General features: G+C 69.0%; 26 protein-coding genes and 1 riboswitch. Of the genes, 7 read left to right on the top strand and 19 right to left on the bottom strand.

Features of this window, described 5'->3' with window-relative positions:
- Positions 1-35: 35 nt before the first annotated feature.
- From MLE64_RS00795 to MLE64_RS00785, 3 genes are all read right to left on the bottom strand, one after another.
- Positions 36-1,181, bottom strand: a complete 1,146-nt coding sequence (locus tag MLE64_RS00795) for a S53 family peptidase (protein WP_243314747.1) — start codon at positions 1,179-1,181, stop codon at positions 36-38.
- 210 nt (positions 1,182-1,391) lie between these two features.
- Entirely contained in the window at positions 1,392-2,303 is a 912-nt protein-coding gene (locus tag MLE64_RS00790) for a prohibitin family protein (protein ID WP_243314745.1), read from the bottom strand.
- Between the two features lie 103 nt (positions 2,304-2,406).
- Positions 2,407-4,638, bottom strand: coding sequence for a nitric-oxide reductase large subunit (locus MLE64_RS00785; RefSeq protein WP_243314743.1), 2,232 nt, complete (start codon positions 4,636-4,638; stop codon positions 2,407-2,409).
- Positions 4,639-4,850: 212 nt separating this feature from the next.
- On the opposite strand from MLE64_RS00785, the gene MLE64_RS00780 reads away from it, so the two are divergent.
- Both MLE64_RS00780 and MLE64_RS00775 read left to right on the top strand, forming a co-directional pair.
- Complete coding sequence (locus tag MLE64_RS00780; RefSeq protein WP_243288121.1) at positions 4,851-5,291, top strand: ATP-binding protein; 441 nt, start codon at positions 4,851-4,853, stop codon at positions 5,289-5,291.
- Positions 5,288-5,911 carry a cation efflux transmembrane domain-containing protein gene (locus MLE64_RS00775; RefSeq protein ID WP_243314741.1) on the top strand — a complete coding sequence of 208 codons (624 nt, stop codon included), beginning with the start codon at positions 5,288-5,290 and terminating at the stop codon, positions 5,909-5,911. Before MLE64_RS00780 ends, MLE64_RS00775 begins: the two co-directional genes overlap by 4 nt.
- Before the next feature lie 22 nt (positions 5,912-5,933).
- On the opposite strand, the gene MLE64_RS00770 is transcribed toward MLE64_RS00775, so the two are convergent.
- The 5 genes from MLE64_RS00770 to MLE64_RS00750 all read right to left on the bottom strand — a co-directional run bounded on the left by MLE64_RS00770 (position 5,934) and on the right by MLE64_RS00750 (position 9,995).
- Positions 5,934-6,263: a DUF190 domain-containing protein gene (locus MLE64_RS00770; protein ID WP_243293325.1), complete on the bottom strand. Its 330-nt coding sequence runs from the start codon at positions 6,261-6,263 to the stop codon at positions 5,934-5,936.
- A 9-nt stretch (positions 6,264-6,272) separates the two neighbouring features.
- Positions 6,273-6,659 carry a fluoride efflux transporter CrcB gene (gene crcB, locus MLE64_RS00765; protein WP_243314739.1) on the bottom strand — a complete coding sequence of 129 codons (387 nt, stop codon included), beginning with the start codon at positions 6,657-6,659 and terminating at the stop codon, positions 6,273-6,275.
- A 14-nt stretch (positions 6,660-6,673) separates the two neighbouring features.
- Positions 6,674-6,736, bottom strand: a riboswitch (Fluoride riboswitch).
- 3 nt (positions 6,737-6,739) lie between these two features.
- Positions 6,740-7,654 (bottom strand): divergent polysaccharide deacetylase family protein, encoded by a 915-nt coding sequence (locus MLE64_RS00760; protein ID WP_243314737.1) that lies wholly within the window; start codon positions 7,652-7,654, stop codon positions 6,740-6,742.
- A 1-nt stretch (position 7,655) separates the two neighbouring features.
- Complete coding sequence (locus MLE64_RS00755; RefSeq protein ID WP_243314735.1) at positions 7,656-8,819, bottom strand: S41 family peptidase; 1,164 nt, start codon at positions 8,817-8,819, stop codon at positions 7,656-7,658.
- A gap of 87 nt (positions 8,820-8,906) precedes the next feature.
- Complete coding sequence (locus MLE64_RS00750; RefSeq protein ID WP_243314732.1) at positions 8,907-9,995, bottom strand: D-alanine--D-alanine ligase family protein; 1,089 nt, start codon at positions 9,993-9,995, stop codon at positions 8,907-8,909.
- 143 nt (positions 9,996-10,138) lie between these two features.
- Here MLE64_RS00750 and MLE64_RS00745 point away from each other — a divergent pair, with 143 nt between their 5' ends.
- The 3 genes from MLE64_RS00745 (at position 10,139) to coaD (ending at position 12,725) form a co-directional block, all read left to right on the top strand.
- Positions 10,139-11,377 (top strand): DUF438 domain-containing protein, encoded by a 1,239-nt coding sequence (locus MLE64_RS00745; protein WP_243314730.1) that lies wholly within the window; start codon positions 10,139-10,141, stop codon positions 11,375-11,377.
- Between the two features lie 279 nt (positions 11,378-11,656).
- Positions 11,657-12,166 (top strand): DUF1858 domain-containing protein, encoded by a 510-nt coding sequence (locus MLE64_RS00740; protein ID WP_243314727.1) that lies wholly within the window; start codon positions 11,657-11,659, stop codon positions 12,164-12,166.
- A gap of 73 nt (positions 12,167-12,239) precedes the next feature.
- On the top strand, positions 12,240-12,725 hold the full coding sequence (coaD, locus tag MLE64_RS00735) for a pantetheine-phosphate adenylyltransferase (RefSeq protein WP_243314725.1): 486 nt from the start codon (positions 12,240-12,242) through the stop codon (positions 12,723-12,725).
- A gap of 8 nt (positions 12,726-12,733) precedes the next feature.
- Here coaD and MLE64_RS00730 read toward each other — a convergent pair whose 3' ends face one another.
- The 5 genes from MLE64_RS00730 to MLE64_RS00710 form a co-directional block, all read right to left on the bottom strand.
- The gene (locus MLE64_RS00730; protein ID WP_243314722.1) at positions 12,734-13,102 is read right to left on the bottom strand and encodes a pyridoxamine 5'-phosphate oxidase family protein; all 369 of its coding nucleotides are present in this window, start codon (positions 13,100-13,102) and stop codon (positions 12,734-12,736) included.
- Between the two features lie 87 nt (positions 13,103-13,189).
- The gene (locus tag MLE64_RS00725) at positions 13,190-14,512 is read right to left on the bottom strand and encodes a S8 family serine peptidase (protein ID WP_243314720.1); all 1,323 of its coding nucleotides are present in this window, start codon (positions 14,510-14,512) and stop codon (positions 13,190-13,192) included.
- Positions 14,513-14,699: 187 nt separating this feature from the next.
- Positions 14,700-16,784: an ATP-dependent DNA helicase RecG gene (gene recG / locus MLE64_RS00720; RefSeq protein ID WP_243314717.1), complete on the bottom strand. Its 2,085-nt coding sequence runs from the start codon at positions 16,782-16,784 to the stop codon at positions 14,700-14,702.
- 10 nt (positions 16,785-16,794) lie between these two features.
- Positions 16,795-17,505, bottom strand: a complete 711-nt coding sequence (locus MLE64_RS00715; RefSeq protein WP_243314715.1) for a hypothetical protein — start codon at positions 17,503-17,505, stop codon at positions 16,795-16,797.
- 83 nt (positions 17,506-17,588) lie between these two features.
- Entirely contained in the window at positions 17,589-18,803 is a 1,215-nt protein-coding gene (locus tag MLE64_RS00710; protein WP_243314714.1) for a trans-sulfuration enzyme family protein, read from the bottom strand.
- Between the two features lie 77 nt (positions 18,804-18,880).
- On the opposite strand from MLE64_RS00710, the gene MLE64_RS00705 reads away from it, so the two are divergent.
- On the top strand, positions 18,881-19,345 hold the full coding sequence (locus tag MLE64_RS00705) for an Lrp/AsnC family transcriptional regulator (protein ID WP_243314712.1): 465 nt from the start codon (positions 18,881-18,883) through the stop codon (positions 19,343-19,345).
- Here MLE64_RS00705 and MLE64_RS00700 read toward each other — a convergent pair.
- Entirely contained in the window at positions 19,333-19,668 is a 336-nt protein-coding gene (locus MLE64_RS00700) for a winged helix-turn-helix transcriptional regulator (RefSeq protein WP_243314709.1), read from the bottom strand. The genes MLE64_RS00705 and MLE64_RS00700 overlap by 13 nt on opposite strands.
- Before the next feature lie 227 nt (positions 19,669-19,895).
- On the opposite strand from MLE64_RS00700, the gene MLE64_RS00695 reads away from it, so the two are divergent.
- On the top strand, positions 19,896-20,966 hold the full coding sequence (locus MLE64_RS00695) for a DUF3187 family protein (RefSeq protein ID WP_243314707.1): 1,071 nt from the start codon (positions 19,896-19,898) through the stop codon (positions 20,964-20,966).
- A gap of 21 nt (positions 20,967-20,987) precedes the next feature.
- Here the strand turns inward: MLE64_RS00695 and MLE64_RS00690 are convergent, their stop codons facing one another.
- From MLE64_RS00690 to MLE64_RS00670, 5 genes are read right to left on the bottom strand one after another with little or no spacing between them, the layout of a single operon-like run.
- Complete coding sequence (locus MLE64_RS00690) at positions 20,988-21,593, bottom strand: TMEM175 family protein (protein ID WP_243314705.1); 606 nt, start codon at positions 21,591-21,593, stop codon at positions 20,988-20,990.
- Between the two features lie 35 nt (positions 21,594-21,628).
- Positions 21,629-22,168, bottom strand: a complete 540-nt coding sequence (locus MLE64_RS00685; RefSeq protein WP_243314703.1) for a DUF1697 domain-containing protein — start codon at positions 22,166-22,168, stop codon at positions 21,629-21,631.
- Between the two features lie 2 nt (positions 22,169-22,170).
- The gene (locus tag MLE64_RS00680) at positions 22,171-23,463 is read right to left on the bottom strand and encodes a hypothetical protein (RefSeq protein WP_243314701.1); all 1,293 of its coding nucleotides are present in this window, start codon (positions 23,461-23,463) and stop codon (positions 22,171-22,173) included.
- Entirely contained in the window at positions 23,460-24,083 is a 624-nt protein-coding gene (locus MLE64_RS00675) for a hypothetical protein (protein ID WP_243314699.1), read from the bottom strand. Before MLE64_RS00675 ends, MLE64_RS00680 begins: the two co-directional genes overlap by 4 nt.
- Positions 24,083-24,436 carry a hypothetical protein gene (locus tag MLE64_RS00670; RefSeq protein ID WP_243314697.1) on the bottom strand — a complete coding sequence of 118 codons (354 nt, stop codon included), beginning with the start codon at positions 24,434-24,436 and terminating at the stop codon, positions 24,083-24,085. Before MLE64_RS00670 ends, MLE64_RS00675 begins: the two co-directional genes overlap by 1 nt.
- Positions 24,437-24,468 lie beyond the last annotated feature (32 nt).

Genomic DNA, 24,468 nt, shown 5'->3' with positions numbered 1-24,468 from the left:
AGAGGGCTCCGGCCTCACCCGATCCGGCTTGGAGATCAGAACCCTCCGGTTCCCTGGGGCGAGCCGACGCCCGTGACGTAATCCCACCCCACCAGGCACGGGAAGCCGTTGTTCCCGGAGGTGATGTCCCGGAAGACCGGCGTGGTCGGCGGGTTGAGGTAGTTGGTGTAGATCGCCGAGAGCAGCTGGGTGGTGTTCGCGAAGGCTCCGCCACCCAGGTTCACCATGCCGGCCATGCAGGGCGAGGAGACGCTCGTGCCGCCCACCACCCACCATCCGGACCGTCCGTGGTAGGACGTGGTGTCGTACACCGCCACGCCCGTGTTCGGATCTGCGTCGGAGGCGATGTCGGGCACGCCGCGACCTGAACCTGTCATGGACACGGCCGCCTGCCAAGTGGGCTTCGCTTCGTATGGGCTGTTGCCGCCGCCCCCGGAACTCCAGCCGGTCTCGCCGGTGAAGGCGCCGTTGGCATCCGTGGCCACGCTGGTCCCACCCACGGCGACGACGTACGGCGAGGTGGAGGGGTAGATGGTCTTCCCGCCCGTATCCCCGCTGGCCGCAAAGAACGCGGGCCCGTTCACATTGAAGTGCGTGTCATAGGCGGCCTCTCCTGAGGACTCACTGCCGCCCCAGCTCATGGAGACCTGCTTCACCCCCGCGAGGGACACCGCCAAGTCCACCGCAGCGTAGAGGTTCGCGTTGCTATTGGACTGGGCCTCCACGAGGATGATCTTCGCGTTGGGCGCCATGGCGTGGGCCCACTCGATGTCGAGTGCAGCCTCCAGGGCCCATCCGGAATTGGTCCGGGGCTTCTTCCCTCCCTGGTAGACGACCTGGAAGACCGTGTTGGTGGAGGCGGTGGGGTTGGTAGAGGCCTCCTGCGGCAGGCCGAACTGGGCGGAGAAGGTGTTGAAGTCGCTCAGGGCCGTCGGGTAGTGATAAGCGTCGATGATCGCGATGACATCGTGGCCCCCGCTGGCGGGGAGGTTGTAGAAGTCGCGGAGCTGCGTCGGCGACATACCACCCCCGGGCCCCAGCCCTCCTGCGGGACGGAGCAGCACCAGGTGGTTCGTGTGGGATCGGAGGCCGACATCCTCCCGGGCCTCAAGGCTGGTATCGGGAATCAGGATGTCCCCGTGGATGACTGGGGGAGCCTCCTGCCCGGCAAGGCTGGCCAAACCCAGCCCGAATCCGAGTATCACCGAACGTGCTCTCGTCCACCTCATGCCGCCCTCCGTGATGCCGTCCGGGGCATCCGGACGCGATTCAGGACCGAGTGGTTATTGATACCGTGTCTCATTGTTTTGAAACGGCACGGAAATCTACATTCGCTGTCCCTGAACGTCAATGCATCGTGATGGGATAGACAATCAGCACCCGACCTCGATCTATTTCCGGGTCGGCACCTGAATCATGGGAGTGGCGCCGCCCATGGGCGTGATGATCAGGTTGCCCTTGGTGCCGATGTCCCGCAGGGCCTGGATGCGCTGGTACTCGATGATCTGGGGCGTCAGGCTCTGGCTCACGATCTGCTGGGCCTTGGCTTGGCCTTCGGCCTCGATGCGCTTGCGCTCGGCCTCCTGCTTCTCCTTCTGGAGCACGAAGGCCATCTTCTGGGCATCTTGGTCCGCGCTGATCTTGTCGTTGATGGCCTTGGTGATCTGGTCGGGCAGGATGACGTTGCGGAGCAGCATCTGCTCCAGGGTGATGCCGCGGGCCTCGAAGGCCGCCTTGAGCGTCTTCGACACCTGGTCCACGAAGGCCTGCCGCTTGGACGTGTAGAGCTCGGTCGCAGAGAGGGCGGCGGCGGCATCCCGCAGACTGGCGCGGATCTCGCTGCGGACGATGCGCTCCTCCACGTCCGGGCCGATGGTGCGGTAGATCTCCGGCAGGCGAGCCTGCTGAAGCGAATAGAAGATGGTCGCGTCCAACTTCACGGTGAGGCCATCGCTGCTGATGACCGAGATGGAATCATCCCCCCGTTTCTGACCCTCGTCACCCACGGTCGACATGGTGTAGTTCCGGGTGCGGACCTCCATCTCCACCACCTGGGCGAAAGGGTTGATGAAGTGCAGGCCCGAGGGCAGCGGCTCCGCGCTCACCTTGCCGAACAGTACCTGCACACCGGCCTGGCCCGGGGGCACCACCACGGCCATGGAGGCCAGGAACACGATCACGCCCAACCCCAGGCCCACCCACTGCAGGATCGCCAGCCGGGCCGACAGGGGATAACCCACCTTGGTCTTCCATCGCCAAGCCAGGGCACCGACCACGAACAACAGCAGGGCGAAAAGGACCACAGAACACCTCCAAGGGGCGGGTCAGGTTAACAGGCCGTCTTGCGCCCGCCTGGACAGGCCAGGGCCCCCGTCTCGCGACGGGGGCCCTGGCTTCCCAGTGACCTCAGTCCTCGTTCAGGGCGAAGGCCGGGGCGCCGTCCACGGCCTCACGGGCGGGCTTGGTCTCTTCCGCAGTCCGCCAGTTCCAGGCGCCGATGACGGCCTTGAAGGTGAAGATGATCACCGCCAGGGCGCCAAGGCCGAAGAGGGTGTCGCCGGGCATGCGCAGCCAGGTGAAGGTGCGCATCAGGGGCGACTGCACCACCTCGGCGCTGCGAGCGTACCAGGTGCCCTGGTTCAGGCTCTGGGTGATCTGGTAGAGGCCGCTGGGAACCAGCGACATGGCCAGCATCAGGACCAGGCCCAGGTTCAGGCCCCAGAAGCCCCACTTCAGCCACTTCTCGTCCCAGGCCTTGTCCGGCGTCATGCCGCGCAAGGCGAAGAGCATGAGGGAGATCGCCAGGAAGCCGTAGACCCCGAAGAGCGCGGCGTGGCTGTGGATGGGCGTGGTGTTGAGGCCCTGGCCGAAGTAGAGCACGGAGGGTGGGTTGATGAGCATGCCGAAGACGCCGGCGCCCAGCAGGTTCCAGAAGCAGACCGCCGCGAAGTACTTGAACGGCCACTCGTAGCCGCTGCCGAGGGCGCGGCCCGCCTTGAGGCTCATGGCAATCTCGAAGCCCACGATGGTGAGGGGCACGATCTCCAGGGCGCTGAACACGGAGCCCAGGGCCGAGATGGAGGCCGGGGAACCCGTGTAGTAGAGGTGGTGGAAGGTGCCGATGACGCCGCTGCCCAGGAAGAGGCCCATGGAGAGGCTCACGGCGCGCAGCGCGGTGCTTTCGCGCAGCAGGCCCATGCGGGTGGAGAGCAGCGCGATGGCGACGGTGGCGAAGACCTCGAAGAAGCCCTCCACCCAGAGGTGGACCACCCACCAGCGCCAGTACTCGGCCAGGGCGATGTGGGTCTCGCGGGTGTACATGAAGCCCGCGGAGTAGAAGAGCGGGATCGCGATGGCGGACAGCACGAAGAGCTTGAGCAGGCCCAGGCGGCCCTTCTCGCCCTTCAGGGCAGGGATCAGCGAGCGCAGCACCAGCACCAGCCAGAAGACCATGCCGATCGTCAGCAGGATCTGCCAGAGGCGGCCCAGCTCGACGTATTCGTACCCCTGGTGGCCCAGCATGAAGGAGCCGGAGAGCTTGCCCACGATGGCCTGGTGAGCGCCCACGAGGGCGCCGACCACCACCACCACGAGCGCCGCCAGCAGGCCGGCCACGCCCAGCCACTGGCCCTTGGGCTCCTTGGCGCTGAGCTTGGGGCCCAGGTAGAGGCCCGTGGCCAGCCAGCAGGTGGCGATCCAGAACACCGCCAGCTGGAGGTGCCAGGTGCGGGACGCCGCGTAGGGCAGGATGTGCGAGAGGTCGAGGCCGTAGAGGCCGTTGCCCTCCACCGCGTCATGGGCCGTCAGCACGCCCATGCCGATCTGCACCAGGAACAGGGCCATGGCCACCGCGAAGTAGATGGCGGACCAGCGCTGGCTGGGGGTCGCCGGGGCGGGCGGGATGGGCTTGGGATCCGGGAACTCCTCGGCGGGCTGGTTGGCGTGGTGCCAGACCATGAGGCCCACGCCCAGGATCAGCAAGATGATCGACAGGATGCTCCAGAGGTGGCTGATGGGCGTGATGGTGTTGCCCACCAGAGGCTCCTGAGGCCAGTTCTGGGTGTAGCTGTGGTCCGCACCGGGACGGCGGGCCGCAGCGGTCCAGGCCGTCCACAGCCAGAAGTCGGCCACGCGCTCGCCTTCCTGCATCGTGGGGATCCAGCGGGCGGGAATGGCCGCCCCCTTGTCGCCTTCCACGGCCACCTTGGCCAGCTCCTCACGGGCCTTCAGGTAGGCCGCGGCCTGGGCGGCATTCAGCTTCAGGGTTCCCGTGGAGCTTTCATACTGATTGCTCTGAAATATGGACACAGTGGTGGCCCTCGCGTCCGCGAGGGATGCCCCTTGGGCCTTCACGCCGTCCAGGGTGTGGGCCGCCCACTGGTGCAGCGCCTTCGCCGTCCAGTCCGGCGCCAGGTAAGCCCCATGGCCCCAAATAGAACCGATGTGCTGACCGCCGTGGCCCAGGTAGCTCACCTGGCCTTCCAGGATCTGGCCGGGGCCCACAAGCTGGGTGCCGTCCTCGGCTACCACATGCTGCGGAATGGGCGGGGCATTCTGGGCGATCTGCTTCCCCCCCAACCCCAGCACGCCGAAGCCCGCCAGGAGCACCAGCAACACCAGCCACCACCTTGCCTTCATGGGAACCTCCGTCTTGCCCGCTCTGGGCGCCGGACAGCAGTGTTCCACAATTTTCCACATTTAGGACCGTTAATTCTTAATTGTGACCTCCGGCACGTGCCCCACCCTTCCCGGATGCCTGTCGGGACATGGCAAAACCTCTGGCTTCGGAAGGCGGATTCCAAGTACCTTGACCTTGGCATGCCTGATCTCTGAAAGGGAATTCCAGTCCCATGGCCCACCCCGCCCTACTGCCCGTCGTCCTCACCTGCAACACGGACCTGCGCTTCATCGACCTCATCCAGGTGGTGGGCGCGGAGTTCCTGAAGCACCTGAGCTTCACCCAGGAGGATGGCGAGCGCCTGTGGCTGGCGATCCAGGAAGGCATTGCCAACGCCATGCGCCACGGCAACAAGCTGGACCGGGACAAGCCTGTGAAGGTCACCTTCACTCCCAAGACTGACCGTTTCGAGATCCGCATCGAGGACCGGGGGCCCGGCGTGGACCTGGAGGCTCTGCCCGATCCGAACCTGCCCGAGAACCTCCTGAAGCCGGGCGGCCGGGGCGTGTACTTCATGCGCCAGGTCATGGACGAGGTCCACATGGAATGCCATCCCCAGGGCTCCACCCTGGTGCTCGTAAAGGCCAGGAAGGTGCGGGAAGCCCACGCATGAGCGGGCCGGACTGGCGCCGCCGGGCGCTCTGGCTGGCGGGTTTCACGATCGCCTACAACCTGCTGGAAGGCCTGGTCTCCATGGCCTTCGGCTGGGCGGACGACTCGGTCGCCCTCTTCGGCTTCGGCGCCGACAGCTTCATCGAAGTGGCCTCGGCGCTGCTGGTGCTGTGGAAGCTCCTGGACCACGGCAACCTCGAGCGCGAGCGCAAGGCCACGCTCGGCATCGGCCGGCTGTTCCTCTTCCTCGCCGCGGGCATCGCGGGGGGCGCCGTCCTGCAGCTCACGGCCCGCGCCCATCCGCCCACCACGGTGCCCGGGCTCGTGATCTCGGCGCTCTCGCTGGCCTTCATGGTGTTCCTCTGGCGCGCCAAGCTCCGGGCGGCCCAGGCCCTGGACAGCGCCACGGTGGCGGCGGACGCGGCCTGCAGTCGGGCCTGCATCCAGCTTTCCGTGGTGCTCTTCGCGGGCAGCCTGCTCTTCCTGATCGCCCCCGCCCTCTGGTGGGTGGACGCCGCCGCGGCCCTGGGGCTCGCGTTCCTCATCGGGAAGGAGGGCCTCGGCATGACCCGCGCGGCGAAGAGCTCCTGCTTCACGGGCGGGTGCGGCTGCGGGCACTGAGCACGCCCGACAGAACCTGCCCCTAGGAACGCACCTGCTCGTTGATGAAGCCGCACTCGGCGGGCACAGAGATGTAGAACATGGACTGGCCTTCCGCCTGGATGAAGGCGATGAGGCGGTTCGCCTCCTCCTCAGTGGCCATGAAGGTCACTTCCACGGGCAGATCGCCCGCCAGCTCGATGAAGTGGTCCGCATGGATGAGCCCGTGGCGGCCGAAGCCGGCGATGGCCTTGAAGGCCGTGCCGCCCTTGAGGCCCAGCCGCCGTGCCTCCTTCAGCAGCCACTCGTAGACCAGGATGCCGTGATGGGTCCGGTCCTCCTGGACGAAGAAGGTCAGGTAGGTGCCCTTCATGACGCCTCCTCAGGCTTTCACGAACGCCTTCACCGTCAGCAGGCCCAGCAGGGTCATGGAAAGGGACCCCGCCAGGTGGACGGCCATGTGGCCCGCCGCCCATCCGTATTCACCGCGGCTCAGGAGATGCACCGCCTCGGCCGAAAACGTCGAGAAGGTGGTGAGCCCCCCCAGGAAGCCCGTGATGACGAGGAGCCTCGCCTCGGGAGCCAGGCCCGGATGCTGGGTGAACACGGCGACGGCCACGCCCACAAGGTAGCCCCCCAGCAGGTTCGCCGCCAGCGTCCCAAGGGGAAGGGATGGGAGGAATGGATTCAGGAGGGCGCCCAGGCCCCAGCGCAGCCACGCGCCCAGGGCAGCCCCGACGCCCACCGCCAGAAAAGAATAAATGGCCATGCCTGTGTCCTCCAGGATCCACAGGCGTCATCAGCCGTTTTGGCGGTTATGGGGCGGACGCCATCGCCAGCGTCAGCGTATCACTTCGCCAGCTCGCCGGCCTTCACGAAGCGCACCTGCCCCTCGGTGCGGGGCACCAGCTTCTCCAGGGCCTCCACGGTCTCGGGGTAGATGTGCCCGATGATGAGCACGGAGCCATCCTTCTCCGCGAGCTTGAGGGCCCGGTCCCACTGCTTCTCCATCTCGGGGAAGGCCTTGTCATCATCCAGGAACACCTTGCGCTGGACCGCCGGGATGCCGAGCTCCTCCGCGACGTCATAGGCCACGCTATCCTTCTCCGTGCGGCTGTCCACGAAGAAGAGCTTGCGGGCCTTGAGCTCCTGGAGCACCCAGGTCATGCGGGTGCGGTCCGGCGTGATGCGGCTGCCCATGTGGTTGTTCACACCCGCGCGGTGGGGAATGCCGTCCAGCGCCAGGCGGACGCGGCGGCGGACCTCGGGCTCCGGGAGGTTGAAGAGGATGGCGTTGGGCCCCGGATCGCGACCCGGCCCCGGGTACCCAATCGGTTCCATGGGCAGGTGGAGCATGACCTCCTTGCCCAAGCGGTGGGCGATGTCCGCGCTGTCCCGCGTGAACTCCTGGTAGGGCAGCACCGCCACGCTGAAGGACACGGGCAGGCTGCAGAGCCGCGTCACCAGCTCCGGCTGCATGTAGCCCAGGTCGTCGATCACCAGGGCGAAGCGGGGCAGCGGGCGCTCCGGTTCGGGGCCCTGAGGCTTGGCGGCCTCGGAGGACGGCTTCGCCTTCGGCTCAGCCTGTTTTCGTTCGGGTTTCTTGGATTCGGGCGCAGGGGCCTCCCGCTTCGCGGGAGCCTGGCGCCTTCCGCAGCCCTGCTGGCCGAGCATCAGGCCCGCGCCCAGACCCAGGAGCAGGGTGAAGGTGGCCCAGCCCAGCAGGGCCAGGGTGGACGTGCGCTTTCCTTTGCCTCGGGCCAAGCTAGGCGGCCTTCGCCGGCGTGGGGGTGGCGGGCGCCGGGGCCTCGAGGGCGGCCAGCACCTTGGCCAGGGCGTCATCGGAATCCGTGAGCTTCAGCACCTGGTCCGGGGCCACGCCCTGGCGATCGAGCTTCTCGCCGCCCAGGCCCACCCAGCGGCGGGACACCAGCTCCACCGCCCCGCCCTGCTTCAGGAGGAAGCGGCTGCGTTCCACACCCAGGCCCGGGGTCTTCTCTCCGAAGGTGCGCGCGCCGCCCTTCTTCAGGCAGGAGGCCAGCACTTCGGGAAGGCCCAGGGTGGAGCGTCCCACCAGCAGCGAGAGGCGGGCGAAAGGAGCGCCCGTTCCGGCCAGCGGGACCTCCTGGTCGGGCTTGCCCGCTTCCTGGACGGTGCCGAGGGGACCCTTGGCGCCCAGGAGACCCGCCACGGCGGCGGCCTCGCCGGGCGTGCCCTTCACGCACTGGCGCAGGTCCAGCACCAGCGTCTGCTTCCGGTCCACCGGCGCCAGCAGCTTCTTGAGCTCCTCGGCCCGGCCGGCATTCAGGTCCGGCAGGGACACCATCAGGGCACCGGCCCCCTGCTTGAGGGTCACCGGCGCCTTGGGCAGCCGCTGCATCTGCAGGGTGGTCTTGGTCAGGTCACCGGTGGCGTTGTAGCGGTAGAGGTCCACGGCCGTGCCTTCGGCTCCCCGGAGGCGGCGCTCCAAAGTCCAGGCGCTGAGCCGGCCCACCGAATCCCCATCCACCTTGCGGATCACGTCACCGGGCTGGATGCCGGCCTTGGCGGCCGGGCCGCCGGGCGTCACCGCCAGCACCGTGGCGTAGATGCCCCGCTTCACCACCACCAGACCCGCCTCGGCCGGGCCGGGATCCGGCAACCGCAGGTCGTCGGCGGACAGGTAGGCGTTCATGGGATGCGAGCGTTCGAGCACGGCCTGGATCCCACCGGAGACGACCTTCTCCATGTCGGGCGGATCGACGTAGTTCTGCTGCACCAGGGACAGGACGTCCTGGATGTCGGACAGGCCCGCCAGAGGGTCCTGGGGCGGAGCCTTGACTCCCGGCTTGGGCTGCGAGGCAGGCTGCTCGCCCCGCTGGATCACCGGCAGCGTGAAGACCGCGACGAGCGGGAAGGAGAACACCGAGAGCCAGGTACGGGCGTGCATGGGGACAGTCTACGTGGAAATGGGTGTTCAGCTGTCAGGTATCAGCTGTCAGCTGTCAGTGAAGAAAGGGGCCCTGGGTGGGAGGGCTCAGCCCCGGAACCAGTCGCTACCGGACCGGAAGCCCTTCTGCTTGGTGGCGGTCTGGGCGTGGCGGGCCAGGGCCAGGTTGATGAGGCGCGTGAGCAGCTCGGCGTAGGGTACGCCGCTGGAAGCCATCATCTTGGGATACATGGAGATGCTGGTGAATCCGGGGATGAAGTTCAGCTCGTTCAGGAACACCCGGCCCGTGAGGCGCTCCAGGAAGAAGTCCACCCGGGCCATCCCGTACCCATCCGAGGCCGCGAAGGCCTTGGCGGCCAGCTTGCGCACCAGGTCCGCCAGTTCTTCGGGGATGTTCGCGGGAATCTCCGTGCGGCTCTTGCCGTGGAGGTACTTGTCCTCGAAGGTGTAGAACTCGTCGGCCACGATCACTTCGCCGGGCTGGGACACCAGGGGCTCGTCGCCACCCAGCACCGCCACCTCGATCTCGCGGACGTCCAGGCCCTGCTCCACCAGCACGCGCCGGTCGAAGGTGAAGGCCCGGTCCAGGGCCGCAGGCAGGTCCTCGGCGCGCTTCACCTTCTCCACGCCGATGCTGCTGCCCAGGTTCGCGGGCTTCACGAAGAGGGGCAGCCCCAGCTTGGCGCAGTCCGCCAGGCAGGTCGCCCGTTCCCGTGCCCAGCGCTCCTCAATGAGGCCCACGTAGGGCACCACGGGAAGGCCTTCGGACTCCCACAGGCGCTTGGTGATCCACTTGTCCATGCCCGCAGCCATGGCCAGCAGGCCGGCCCCCGTGTAGGGCCGGTGCAGCAGCTCCAGGTAGCCCTGGATCTGGCCGTCCTCGCCGCCGGCGCCGTGAAGGGCGTTGAAGAAGAGGTCCGGCAGGGGCGTGGCCTCGGCGCCCTTCTCCAGGGGCAGGAAGGGGTGGCTGCTGCGCTCCGGCAGCTCCCCGGCCGCCAGACGTGTGAAGGGATCGCCGGTCACCACCCACACGCCATTCCGGGCGATACCCATGGGCCGCACCTCGAACCGCGCGGGATCCAGGTGCTCCGCGATGGCCCGGGCCGTGACGATGGAGACTTCGTGCTCGGGGGATTCCCCGCCGAAAAGGAGGCCGACGCTCAGTTTCTCGCTCATGCACCTACTCTAGCACTCGCCCCTGGCGGGCTCTCCGGCGATGGAACCCAGGTCCGGTGCGACGAAGATCACATTTAAGAATTCTTGATCGTTTTTATCTGATATTCATAAACCCCGGGGACGGCCCCCCACGGAAAGTCACCATGAGCGAACTCCTCAACAACCGTGAACACCGGGTCGCCACCCTCAAGGAGGTCATCCTGCACCTGCACCGGGGTGAAGCCCCCGAGCAGGTGAAGGGGCGCCTGGCTCAGCTGGTGGGCGAGGTGGATGCCAGCGAGATCGCGGCCATGGAGCAGTCCCTCATGGCGGACGGCATGAGCCCCGAAGAAGTGAAGTCCATGTGCGACCTCCACGCGGAGGTGCTGCAGGACACCGTGACCCCGGCCAAGGCCCGGGAGCTGCCGGCGGGTCACCCCGTGGACACCTTCCGGCGCGAGAACCGGGCCCTGGAGGCCGCCACCGCCACCGCCCGGCAGCGGGTCGCCACCCTGGCATCCGTGGCGGACCAGACCTACCCCGCCGCCGAGCGCCTGGCCGTGCTGGAGGCCTTCAACGCCCTCATGGACGTGGAGAAGCACTATCAGCGCAAGGAGCACCTGGTCTTCTCCATCCTGGAGCGCCACGGCAACACCGGCCCTTCCAAGGTCATGTGGGCCAAGGACGACGAGGTGCGCGAGCTGCTCAAGGGGGCCATCGAGGTGCTGCGGGAGGAGAGCCTCAGCGGCGCCGAGCTGAAGATCCTCATCCCCACGGTGCTGCGCCCCGCCCTGGCCGCGTTGGAGTCCATGATCTACAAGGAGGAGACCATCCTCCTGCCCATGTGCCTGGGCCTGTTCACCGAGGAGGAATGGGGCGAGGCCTGGCGGGACAGCCCGCGCTACGGCTGGTGCCTGGTGGAACCCGCCACGGGCTACGCCCCGCCGGTGGCCGCCCTGCCGGAGGACCCCATCCGCCTGCCGGACGCCTCGGCCGTGGCTTTCCCCAGCGGCGCCCTCAGTGTCCGGCAGCTCATCGGCATCTTCTCCTCCCTGCCCGTGGACATCACCTTCGTGGACGCGGAGGACCGCGTGGCCTTCTTCAGCGAGGGGCCGGACCGGGTCTTCGCCCGCAGCCGCACCATCCTGGGCCGCGAGGTGAAGCACTGCCACCCGCCCAAGAGCGTGGACGTGGTGGAGCGCATCCTCAACGACTTCAAGTCCGGGCGCCAGACCGTGGCGGAGTTCTGGATCCAGATGCAGGGGAAGTTCGTCCACATCCGCTACTTCGCCGTGCGCGATGAGGCCGGGGCCTACCTGGGCACCCTGGAGGTCACCCAGGACCTCACGCGGCTGCGTGCCCTTGAAGGCGACCGCCGCCTGCTCCAGTACGACGAAGCATGAGAGGGTGTCTGCAAATTCCCGCGAGCCGCGACGGTGGCCAGCCGCGTGATCCGGCAAGGAAGCGCGCGATGGGCGATGCGGGACATCGTTCAAGCGCGGTGACGCCGCCGGGCGCACGGCTGGCCACCGTCCCTCCGGGCTGGGGCGGCGGGCTGCGCCTGGCGTCGTCCTCGGCCCTCGACATGGAACCACCATGCCTGCGGGCCTCCTCCTCGCCATGCTTGCCCGACGCTCCCAGCGCGGCCCGTGCGAATTTGCAGACACCCTCTTAGGCATCCCATGGCCATCACGCCCGAAACCAAGATCGGCGACTTCCTGGCGGCGCACCCGGACCAGCAGGAGGCCCTCATCGCCCGCGTCCCCGAGTTCGCCAGGCTCCGCAACCCCGTCCTCCGACGCACGGTGGCGAAGCTGGCCACGGTGGAGCACGCGGCCCGCATGGCGGGCCTCCGCACGGCGGAGCTGGTGTGTTTCCTTCGGGAGTTGGCCGGGGAGGCCGCCGGCCCCGTGGCTGAAGGGACGGTCCCGGTGGAGGATCCCCGCCCCGACTGGGCGCGCTCCAGCGCCGTGCGCTCCACCCTGAACGCGGATGCCCTCATGGCGGCCGGCGAGCACCCCCTGGCCCGCGTCCGCCGGGCCCTCCTGACCCTGGCCCCCGGCGAGGCGATGCAGCTCCTGAGCCCCTTCCGCCCCGAGCCCCTGCTGGACCAGTTCCGCCAGGAGGGCACCCCCTGCTGGTGCGAGGCCGAGGAGACGGGCCGGTTCCGGACCTGGATCCTCAAACTATGAGCATCCGGAGCACCTTTGACCCGGGATGCGACTCGGTTGCGCTAGGCTGATTCACCCTTCCTTCGGAGCGCCCGTGCGGTCGGCCATCTATCCAGGCTCCTTCGATCCCGTGACCCTGGGTCACTGGGACCTCATCCAGCGGGCCGCCAAGCTCGTGGACCGCCTGGTGGTGGCCGTCCTCCACAACCCGGCGAAGTCCCCGGCCTTCAGCGTGGACGAGCGCGTGGCTATGCTCAAGGAGCTGACGGCCTCCCTGCCCCAGGTGGAAGTGACCACCTTCCACGGCCTGCTGGTGGATTTCGCCAAGGCGCAGAACGCCCAGTTCATCATCCGGGGGGTGCGCGCCTTCAGCGACTTCGAGTACGAGTTCCAGATGGCCCTCATGAACCGCAAGCTGGCCCCGGAGCTCGAGACGGTCTTCCTCATGCCCAAGGAGAAATACAGCGCCGTGAGCAGCCGCTTCGTCCGCGAGATCGGCAGCATGGGCGGCAACCTGGCGGACCTGGTGCCCGAGGTGCTGCGCGGCCGCATCGCAGAACGGCTGATGAACCGGTCTTAGAGGAACGCTTAGCCCAGGATCCGCTCGACCTTCGCCACGTGCATCACGACCACCCCCCGGCACCAGGGGTAATTGGCCTTCATCTGCTCGTGGAGCGCTTCGCCCGACTGCACCTTCGCGGTCCCCGAGAGCCGGAAGCCGATCGCCGGGCCCTCGGCGCTCCGCTGCCTGCCGATGATCATCTGGACCGAGGGATCGCGGGCGAGGTTTGCCTCGGTCACCCGGTAGCCTCCGGCGGGGAACACCAGGGTCGTGGCATCGACCGCGTCGAGGTAGCTCTGCCAGGTCGCCACCAGGTGCGGACCCTCAGGCCCCTTCGTCACGAAGGTCGCGGATCCTTCCGCTTCGAGCACGGCAAGAACGGCTGCATCGAGCATCGTCGACCTCCCACCCCACGGTAGCACCCAGGCGCAGCCGGGGCCGGACAGAGCCGGCCCCGGGGGAGGTCCATCAGCCTTCAGGCCTCAGCGTAGGGCTTCCAGGGCATTCACGCGGCCCCGGCCCGAGTAGGGATCGACCCCGGGCTTGAGGATGTCGTCGGCGCTCTGCAGGATCCTCCGTTTCAGCTCGGCGGGCGGCATCTTGCCGTACTTGCCCACGATCAGGGCCGCCACGCCTGAGACATGGGGTGCCGCCATGGAGGTGCCGGCCGCGAAGAAGTACTGCCAGGTCCCCCCGCTGGTGCGGCCTGCGGGGCTGATCACCATATCGAAGGGATAGCCCGCGGCGGAGGCGAAGTCGCCACCGGGAGCGGCCACATTCACGACTGAAACCCCGTAGTTGGTGTACGAGGCGGCCCGGTCGAAGTCGGTCAGCCCGTAGGGCCCGGTGGCGGACACGGCCATGCCGTTGCCCGACTGGGCCGGGATCGCCCAGAGCCGGCTGTCGAGGTTCACGCCTTCGTTGCCCGCGGAGGCCACGCACAGGGTGCCGGCGGCCGTGGCGTAGGTGATGGCCCGGTTGAGGGCGGCGATCAGCGGGCCGGACCCGCTGCCACCCGCATTGATGCGGTCGAAGGTGGCCCCCAGGCTCATGTTGATCACGTCCGCCCGGACCTCAGGCCCGGCCGCGTACAGGATGCCGGAGATGATCCACGAGAAGGACCCGTTTCCCGTGTCGCTGCGCAGCACCTTGACGGCGACGATCTCGGCCTTGGGAGCCACGCCCTGGGTGCCGCGGTCGTTGATCGGAGCGGCGATGATCCCGGCGACATGGGTGCCGTGGTTGAAGCCGTACACGATGGGGTCGATGTTGGGCTCGGTGGGGACGAAGGACCGGCTCAGCGCCAGGTTGACGTTGGGGCCGATGTCGGGATGCCCGCTCCAGATGCCCGCGTCGAGGACCGCCACCCGCGCCCGCGCCACACCCCAGCCCTGGTCGCCGTTGAGCGCCGTCTGGTCCGCGTGGATCTGGCGGATGTTCCACTGGTAGCCCCAGGAGGGTTCGCTGTTGAGCCCATTGGCCTGGAGGTCGGAGTCCTGAGCCGCCGTGGCGTGCACGTCGGGAAGCCACGGCACTTCGAGGTCCTCGGCGGCCTGCTGCACCCGGGCATCGGCGGTCACCTGCGCCAGGAAACCCGGGTTGGCGGAGGTCGCCAGCACCACGCCGATGTCGGGGAGGCGACCCGTGATGGCGCCACCGGCGGAGGTCACCAGGTCGTCCAGGTTGGTGCTGCCGCGGCCCTGCCCCCGAGCCAGGATCAGGTAGGCGCGCGGGGCGTCCGCGGCCAGGGCGACGCCCCCGGCCAGGACGAGGGTCAGGAAGAGGCCGGTGGGAAGGGACTTCATGGTCCATCTCCTTCTGGGGCTGCCGGGACGCCGGCAGCAGGGTTGCGTCGAAAAATCTTCATCAAGAAAAAACAATGATGCGATCTCGAGAACATGGTCATTTATCAAGACCATGTCAACAAACCCGTAGATCCACTGAAAGCGTGGTGGTGTTCAGTTCATCGGCGCCTGTTCTCCGGCCCGGAGGTCAGCTCACCTCGGCCAGCCTCAACCGCACCTGCTCGCGTTGCAGCCAGGCCGCTTGGGCATCACTGAGGCCGTGCGCCAGGGCCCGGTCGGCGGCCTCGCGACACCTGGCGAGCAGGCGGCGGTCACGCACCAGATCCGCCACCTGGAACTGGGGCATCCCCGCCTGCCTCACGCCGAAGAACTCGCCGGGGCCCCGCAGCTCCAGGTCCCGCTGGGCGATGCGGAAGCCGTCCTGGGTCTCCACCAGCGTCTGGAGGCGCTCGGTCTCGGAGCCGCTAATCATGAGGAAGTGGCTGCGATGCGCGCCTCGCCCCACCCGGCCCCTCAGCTGGTGCAGCTGGCTGAGGCCGAAGCGCTCGGCGTGGTCCACCACCATCACCGTGGCGTTGGGCACGTCCACCCCCACCTCGATGACCGTGGTGGCCAGGAGGATCTTCGCCTCGCCGGAGGCGAACCGCGCCATGCGGGCCGCCATCTCATCCGTCCGGACCCGGCCGTGCACCACCTCGAGCTCCACCTCCGGGAAGATGCCCCGCAGCAGGGCCTCCATGGCCTGGATGTCGCGGAGCTGGACCTTCCCTTCGTCGGAGGGGTCGATGCTGGGGCTCACCACGAAGGCCTGGCGGCCCTCGGCCAGCTCGCGCCGCACCTGCTCCCAGGCCCGCTCCGCGGACTCGGGCTTGTGCAGCTTCGTGCTGATGGGCTGGCGGCCGGGCGGCAGCTCGTCCAGCACGCTTTGATCGAGATCGCCGAAGATCGCCAGGGCCAGGGAGCGCGGGATGGGCGTGGCGCTCATGACCAGCCAGTGGGGATCGCCCCCTTTCCCCTTCAGGGCCTCGCGCTGCTTCACGCCGAAGCGGTGCTGCTCGTCCACCACCACCAACTGGAGCCTGTGGAAGGCCACGGCCTCCTGGAAGAGAGCGTGGGTGCCCACCACGTAGCGGGCCTCGCCGCTGGCGATGCGGGCCAGGGCCGCGCGCTTCTCCGCCGCCTTCATGCCGCCCAGCAGGAGCTGGAGGCTGTCGGCGCGGTCGCCCAGGTAGCGCCGGAAGCTGGCGGCATGCTGGCGGGCCAGCACCTCCGTGGGCACCAGCAGGGCCCCCTGTCCGCCGGTCTCGGCCACCATGGCCATGGAGAGCAGGGCGACCAGCGTCTTGCCGCTGCCCACGTCGCCCTGGAGCAGTCGGTTCATCACGCGACCCGAGGTGAGGTCGTCCACGATGTCCTTGAAGGCCCGCCGCTGGGCTCCGGTGAGGTGAAAGGGGAGGAAGGACCGCAGCCGCTCGCGCAGCTCCGGCGAGGTGGGCACCACCAGGCCGCGGCGCTTCAGGCGCCCCGCGCGGCGCAGGGCCACGCCCAGGGCGAAGGCGAACAGCTCCTCCGCCGCCAGGCGCTCGTGGGCGGGCGACTGGCCCTTCTCCAGCAGGGCGGGATCGCTGCCGTCCGGCGGATCGTGCAGCAGCCGGAACGCCGTCATGGCGTCCGGCAGATCCTTCGCCAGCTCGAGGGGCAGCCACTCCTCCGCCGCATGGGCCCGGCCCAGGGCCTCCTGCACCAGCCTCTGCCGCGCCCGGCCCGGCAGGGGTCCCAGCTTGCGGTAGAGGGGCAGGAAGCGCCGGACCCAGGCGAGATCCTCGCCCCGGCCCATCATCTCGAACTGCGGCCCGCGCATCTCCAGGCCCTGGCGGCCCACCGAAAGCGGACCGAAGGCCAGCAGGCGGTCGCCCACCTTCAGCGACCGGCCCAGGTAGGGCTGGTTGAACCAGATGAGGCGCAGGGTGCCGGTGCCATCCTCCAGCAGGGCCTCGGTGAGGGCCATGCGCTGCACGCGCGTGGTGCTCTGGCGCAGGTCCCGCAGGGTGCCCAGGACGGTCACGATGCCCGAATCCGCCGGCTCGAAGCCCCGCAGGTCCAGGCTGCCCAGGGTCCGCAGGCTGCCCCGGTCCACGTAGCGGTAGGGCAGGCTCCACAGCAGGTCCCGCAGGGTGTCGACGCCCGCTTCCTGCAGCGCCGCCGCCCGCGCGGGGCCCAGGCCCCGGAGGACCGTGACCTTGGTGGATAGTGGCAGGGGCGCGAGCGTCATGGCGGCTGTTTCAGCCTAGCCGCGCCTCTATGGACTCCACCATCTTGGCGACGTAACGATCTCCGTACCAGGCCCCGTGGCGGGGATCCTCCAGCTTCCGGAGGCCCGTCATCAGGGCCGGCAGATCCAGGATCCCACGGTCCACGAGGCCCCGGATCTGGGTCCGGGTCCGGCCGGGGCCGGCGACGGGATGATCCTCCGCGAGCCGGGCCAGGGCCCGGGCCATCCAGGGGAGGGCCGGGATGCCACAGCCGGCCAGCGCGCGCCAGCCTCCTTCCAGGAACGCGCCCCAGAGGCCCCGGGCCTGGGCCAGCGTCTCCTCCTCGAGCAGGACCCGTCCCGTGAACAGACCAGGCAGGGCGGCCGGCGCGGTCTGCGACACGCCCCGATCCAAGGGGACCAGATCGGCGAGGGTGCTCTCGGGAAGCTCCGCCAGCACCCACAGCAGGCAGGCCTGCTCCCAGGGATCCGGACCGAACCAGAGGACGGGCTCGGCGGTCCCGCCCAAGTCGTCCAGGACGAGCCTGGGCGGGTCCTCGCCCTTGGGCAGCTCCCACCAGGCGGCCCGCAATCCGGGCAGCCGGGAAGTATCGGAGGTCCAGGGACCCACCGCAGGAGAATCCCGGCAGACACGCACGGTGCCCGGCAGGCCGGACCGCCGATGCACCGCGACTGCGGCATCGCCACAGTGGAGGTGGATCAGGCTGTCGCGTGAAGCCATGGGCCTCTCCGGAATGGAGACACCCAAAGCATACGACCCGGGTCAATCGATCTGCCGGCCCTAATCTCGGGCGAACGCAGCCTTCAGCGGGCGGCGCCGACGGCCTGGCGCGCCATGGCCTTGGCCAGGGCCTGCTCCAGATCGGCCCACAGGTCCTCGGGGCTCTCCAGGCCCACGGAGAGGCGCATGAGGGACTGGGACACACCGCTGTGCTCGCGGGCCGCAGGATCCACCACGCGGTGGGTGAGGGCGGCCGGGTGCTGGATGAGCGTGTCCACGCTGCCCAGGGACACGGCGGCCGTCATGAGCTTCACCTCGGCCATGACCACGGAGGCGGCCTCGAAGCCTCCCTTCAGCTCGAAGGCCATGAGGGAGCCGGGGCCCTTCATTTGGCGGCCGAGCAGGCCCTTGGGATCCTGGCCGGGCAGGCCCGGGAAGTGGACGGCGGAGACGGCGGGATGCTTGGCCAGGCGCTCGGCGATCACCTGGGCGCCCGCCTGCTGCGCGCGCACGCGCAGGGGCAGCGTGGGCAGGCCGCGATGCAGCAGGTAGGCCGCCAGGGGATGGAGCACGTTGCCAGTGATGACGCGGACCTTGCGCAGCTCCGTGGCCCAGTCGTTGTTGGTGGCCACGATGCCCGCCAGCACGTCGCCGTGCCCGCCCAGGAACTTGGTGGCGCTGTGGAGGACCAGGGTCACGCCCTGCTTGATGGGGTTCTGGAGGATGGGGGTGGCGAAGGTGTTGTCCACCAGCACGGGGACCTTGCCGGCCTGGCGCACCACGTCGTCCAGGTCCACCATCGCGAGGGTCGGGTTGGCGGGCGTCTCCACGATCACCATCGCCGTGTCGGAGCGGAGGGCGGCGGAAATGCCGTCGGCCTCGGCCCAGGTCACCTCGAGCCCCAGCATCCCGGAGGCCAGCAGGTGGTCCGTGCCGCCATAGAGCGGGCGGACGGCCACGACATGGCCGCCCCGGGCCTTCGCCGCCATGAGGCAGGCGGTCACCGCCGCCATGCCCGAGCCGAAGGCCACGGCCTCCTCGGCGCCCTCCAGCTGGGCCAGGGCCTGCTCGTAGCGGGCGGTGGTCGGATTGTAGAGGCGGGAATAGACGGGGCTCCCGATGGGCAGTCCGCCCATGGCCATGGCCTCCAGGCTGCGGCCGCCCTCGTCCAGGTCGCGCAAGGGGTAGGTGCTGCTGAGGTCGATGGGCAGGGCATGGACGCCCTGTTCGTGGAGCACCTCGCGGCCGGCGTGGACGGCCTGGGTCTCGATGGACAGGGCGGTGTTGGGCTTGGACATGGGGACACTCCTGTCCCCAATGTAGGTTTCATGAATTCGGCAATCCCCCGAATCTTTTTCGTGGAATGATGTCACTCATGGAACTTGACCGAATCGACTGCAACATTTTGAGCTTTTTACAGAAGGATGCTCGGCTATCCAACAAGGAACTGGCCGCCGCCGTGGGTTTGGCGCCGTCCTCCTGCCTGGCTCGCGTGCAGCGCCTGCGTTCCGAGGGCGTGCTGAAGGGCGCCCATGCGGAGGTGGACCCGGGAGCCCTGGGCGTGGGCCTCCAGGCCCTCATCGCCGTGCAGCTGCGCCAGCACAGCCGGGCCCAGGTGAAGGCCTTCTGGAAGCACGCCATGGGCCTGCCGGAGGTGCTGGCGGTGTTCCATGTGGCCGGCACCCACGACTTCCAGGTGCATGTGGCCGTGCGGGATGCCCACCACCTGCGCGACCTGGCCCTGGACGCCTTCACCACCCGCGCCGAAGTGGCCCATATCCAGACCAGCCTCATCTTCGAATGGGCCAAGGGCGCCGCGATGCCGAACTACCGGGCCTGATCCTCGGCGTCCACGATCTGGGTTCCCCACTGGGTGACGGCCTCCACCACCTGGCGGAAACCCTGCCCCTTGCAGGTGAGCTCGTACTCCACCCGCACGGGCGTGGTGGGCAGGACGCGGCGCACCAGCAGGCCCTGGCATTCCAGCTCCTTCAGGCGGGCGGAAAGGACCTTCTCCCCGATGCCGGGAACCCGGGCGGCCAGCTCGTTGAACCGGAGGGGGCCCTCCTGGAGGACCCATAGGATCTGCCCCGTCCAGGGCTTGCCCAGCAGGTCGATGGCCATGCGGAAGCAGCGGCAGCTGGATGATTCGGGAAGGTTCATGAGGCGGTCCATGGGCCCGGGGGAAACCCGGTGGCACCACAAAACTATCCCAAAGAAAGCTGCTTGACAAGGGGAAGTCGGGATCTCAATATTGCTTTCATAGGGAAATAGGCTTCCCGGAAGAAAGCACAACCCGGACGACTCCGGCACCCAATCACCCATCGCCAGCGGCACCCCGCCTGGCATGGGAGGGTCATCGATCCGTCTTCAACCAAGGAGCACCTCCCATGCGCGCCGTTCTCGCGCTGGCCCTCGGCCTGTCCCTCCAGGCCCAGGACGAGCCCTATCCCGAGATGGGCCCCCTGCCCACCCGGAACATGTTCACCCTGCTCCAGGCCCCCATGACCTACCAGCCCCAGGCCCCGCGCCCCATCGGCCCGGGTCGCTGGCAGGTGACCCTCACCCACGTCCGGGCCAACGTCTTCGAGTTCTCCGACCTGATCAAGGATCACCCGCCCGCCTGGTTCCAGGGGCGCCATCGCATGGACCGGGCTTCCCTGGAGGCCCTGGCCGCGGAGTACCCCACCGCCCCCTTCGTCTTCTACTTCGACGAGGAGATCGCCCGGACCACCCTCCAGGTCCGGCGCGGCCTCACGGACCGAACGGATGTCTGGGCGGAGCTGCCGGTGGAGCGCCACGGCGGTGGTGACCTGGACACTCCCATCGAGACCTTCCACAAGACCTTCGGCTTCGAGCAGTGGGGGCGCACCGAGGTAGCCCGCAACCAGGCCGTGGTGGCCACCATCCGGTACGGACGCCTGGATTTCGTGCGGGAGGGCGCCCAGCCCACCCGCGTCCAGGACCCCCTGTTCGGCCTGGTCCACCTGATCCACCAGGACGCGTCCACGGGCCTGAGCGCCACCCTCACGGTGAAACCCCCGCTGGCCCGCACCTACAACTCGTTCAAGTCAGGCTGGGACGTCGAAGGCGGACTCAGCGGCTGGTGGCAGCCCTCCGCCACCCAGGTGATCTACGCCGGCGCCGCCTACACCCACCGGGGGCGCGGCAACGCCGCCTACAACCAGCTGGACTACACCTCCGACCTGGGGGCCCATCTGACCTGGCAGGGACGCCGCAACAAGGTCATCCAACCCTTCCTCCAGCTCTACTTCCTTAGCGGCTTCAGCACGCCCCAGCCCTTCGCCAAGCTGCACGACAACAGCCTCCAGCACGACCTTGGCTTCCATGCCTACCTGAACCGCCGGACCACCCTGACCTTCCGCTACGTGAACAACATCACCCACCACGAGAACACCGACGACGCATCCTTCGCGCTGGGCGCCACGTACCGGTTCTGACCGGGATCCCGTCCTCTCACGTCAGCGCCTGGAGCCGTCCTCCCCGGCGGCTTCGCGGGCCAGGATCTTCTCGATGCGCCGATCCGGCACCAGCCAGATGAGGGCCACCACCCAATAGAGCGCGAAGCCGGCCCAGCGGTTGACGAAGGACAGGCAGATGGCAGAGGCGTAGATCGCGATGGAGATCTTCCCCTTGAAGTCCCCGCCCACGGCAGCCTCAAGGAGAGAACCCCGCCCGTGGTGGTGGATGAGGCACTGGCTCAGCAGGTAGTAGGCCAGCGCGGCCATGAGCAGGACGGCCCCGTAGAGGGCCACGGGCCCGGCCGCGAAGTGGTTGCCCCCCATCCAGGCCGTGGCGAAGGGCACGAGCGAGAGCCAGAACAGCAGGTGCGTGTTGGCCCACAGGATCGGCCCGTTCACCTTCCTGGCCGCGTGGAGCATGTGGTGGTGGTTGTTCCAGTAGATGGCGATGTAGATGAAGCTCAGCGCATAGCCCACGAAGGTGGGCAGGAGCGGCCGGAGGGCCGCAAAGGAGTCGCCGCGGGGCGCCCTCAGCTCCAGCACCATGATGGTGAGGATGATGGCCATCACGCCGTCACTGAAGGCTTCCAGCCGGTTCTTGCCCATGAACTCCTCGGATCCGCGATTGTTTCACGACCTGGCTAGGACAGGTGCTTGGCCACCAGCCGCTGGAGCGTGGGAAGGCCCCGGAAGGTCGCCTCCAGGCCCAGGGCCTTCTCGAAGACCGCGTTGGAGAAGGCGGACTGGCTCTGCTTCGTGCGGCAGCGCCACCACACCTCGCGGCCGTGGAAGCGGAAGTCGTCCTCCGCCGTCTCCAGGTCCCGGAGGCGGGCCGCCTGGGTCTTCGTGAGCGGCGCCTGGAGGAAGATCACGTTCATGGCCCGGGCCTCCGCCTGCTCGGTGACATCGTAGGGGCAGCCGGCCACCAGGGCCGCCAGTTCCGCGCCGGAGCGCAGGAAGACGGCCACGGGAAACCCCAGCTTGGCCTCCAGGTGCGTCTCGAGGCGCGCCGCCAGGGACGCCTCACCGGCCCGGCCCGCCTCGAAGACCACGTTCCCGCTGGCGATGAACGTCTCCACGCTCCGCAGGTCCAGCTCCTGGAACCGCGCCTTCAGGTCGGCCATGGTCACGGTGTGGCCTCCGACGTTGATGGCGCGGAGGAAGGCGAAGGTCTTCGGCATGGCTATCTCAGCGCCCGGTCGGCCAGCCGCCCCAGGTCGCCGCTGCCCTGGCTGTTGGCCAGGCTCTTGGCGAGGGCCACCAGCATCGCTCCCTGCGCGGGAGGCGGCAGATCGGGCAGCAGGTCGGCGGCGGCGGCCACGGCCATTACCTGGTGGGCGTGGTTGAAGGTGGGATCGTCCTGGACCGCCGCTTCGGCCAGGGCGGCCAGAGCCGCCTCCGCACGGCCTGCGCTCGCCAGCCCGCCGGCGTGGGCCATGGCCAGGGCCGGCTCCACGTCCAGGATCGCCTCCGTCAGGGCCCCGGCGTCCGGATCCCCGACCCGGGCGGTCCGCACCCGCTCCTCGGGCTCGTCCGTGGGGAAGAGGTTCACCAGGGCCGCGGCCTGGCACCAGATGCGCGGGTCCGCGGGGCGGGCGCGCGCCACGGCAGCCAGGTAGACGTACGTCCACGCGGTCTTGCCCTCCAGGTCGCGCCGGGCGTCCAGCTGCTTCTCGGAGGCCGCCAGCACCAGGGCCGCCAGCGTGTCCCCGCTTCCCTGGCCCGCCTTCAGCCGGGCCGTGAACGGATCCAGGAGCGCCACGAGGCCCAGGTCGCAGATCTCGCGCACCTGGGGTTCCCAGGCCGCCTCGTCGAGCGTGGCCGGCATCCAGGGCACGGACACCGCCGCGTCACCCAGTCGCTTGGCGGCGCGGCGGGCCCAGAAGGTGTCCTCCGGCGAGGCCGCTACCCAGGCCGCCAGGCCAAAGAGCCTCCGCCCGGTGGCCTTGGGCCGTTCCAGCCGCTCGTGCAGGTCGGCGAGATGGTCGCACACCACCGCCTTGTGCCCGACCGTGGCCATGTCCAGCTCGGTGAGTCCTCGAAGGCGCTGGAAGTCGGCCTCGGCGGGAGCGTCGAAGCCCTGGGCCTCGGCGTAGGCCAGGCCGGGCCGGCGGGACTGGATGAAGGCCTCCAGGTTCGGCCAGTGGCCGCTGCCCTTGGCTGCCGACACCTGGGCCAGGTTCTGGGGTGAGCGGCGTCCCTCGTGGGCGGCCATGTGCAGCTGCGTGGCCAGGGCCCGATGGAAGCCCGCCTCGCTCAGCAGCGGCTTTAGGCGCAGCACCGCGCGCAGGCCGAGGATGCCGTGCGGCACGTGGGGCAGGTAGGCCTCCCAGTCGATGCGGGGGACGAGGGTCTTCACGGCCTCCCGCACACCATCGCGCACGCCGTCCGGCATGGCGAGCTGGGCCGTGAAGGCCCCGAAGAACCGCTCCGTGGGAGCCTCCAGCTCCTGCTGCCAGCGGGGATCGACCGTCATGCGCCCTCCAGCGGCAGGTTCCAGGCGGCGCCCACGAGGCGGGCCCAGTGGTGGTTCCAGGCCCGTTTCCAAACCAGGCCGCCCTCTTTCATGTCCGAGGCCTCCAGGCGCTGGCGCAGTTCGGCCTTCAGGCCTTCGGCGGCCGGCCCGAGGGCCTCCTCGGCCAGGGCCAGCAGGGCGGCGCGGGCCTCGCGCTCCTGGTCGTGGTGTGAAAGGTAGCCGGCGGATTCCGGCGAGGGTGCGGCGGCCCGCAGGCGCTGCCAAGCCTCGAAGGCCGCCTTCGCGGCGGGGTCCTCCCTCAGGGGCTTCTTGACCTGGTCCCAGCCTTTGCCCGCATCCAGCTCCGGCCCTGCGCGGACCACGGCCTCTCGCAGCTTCACAGCCTTGGCCACGTCGCGGTCGAGGTGCTTGAGGGCCACGAAGGTGCGCGGCTTCTCGCGCTTCCCGCGGCGATCGAAGAACGCGTTGAGGGCGGATACCACCAGGTCCATGGGCACGCCTTCGGCTTCCCAGGCCAGGACCTGCCGGTAGTCGTCGGTGCTGAGCAGGCCGGCGCGGCCCCAGGCCCGGAAGGCCCACTCGCGCTCCAGCCAGTCCTTCTCCTCGCGGGTATAGGGCATCAGGGCGCGGCCGGGGCTTCCTGCACCAGCACGGTGCCGTCCTTCAGATGCAGAACGCCGTTCTGCCAGGACACCACTTCCTCGGGAACGATCTTGGCCTTGGCGAAGCCGCGCAGCCGGAAGGAACCCGAGGCCAGGGAGCGGCCCTGGCGGTCCCAGATCTCCAGCTGCCAGAGGGTGCCCTGGTGGCCGCCCACCTTGAGGAACACGCCCTCCTTGGCCTCCGCGCACCACATGGCTTCAGGGGAGACCGAGGCGGGACGGGCAGGAACGCCACGGCAGCTCATCAGGCCCGCCATCAGGCCCGAAGCCAGCAGGGTTGTCGTCACCAGGATCTTCGGATGTCGCGCCATGCCGACATTCTACCGCCACCCCGCTAGACTGG

This window comes from Geothrix paludis, assembly GCF_022808815.1.
In the GTDB taxonomy this organism is placed as follows: Bacteria; Acidobacteriota; Holophagae; order Holophagales; family Holophagaceae; genus Geothrix; species Geothrix paludis.
This window is presented reverse-complemented; position numbering and strand designations above follow the sequence as displayed.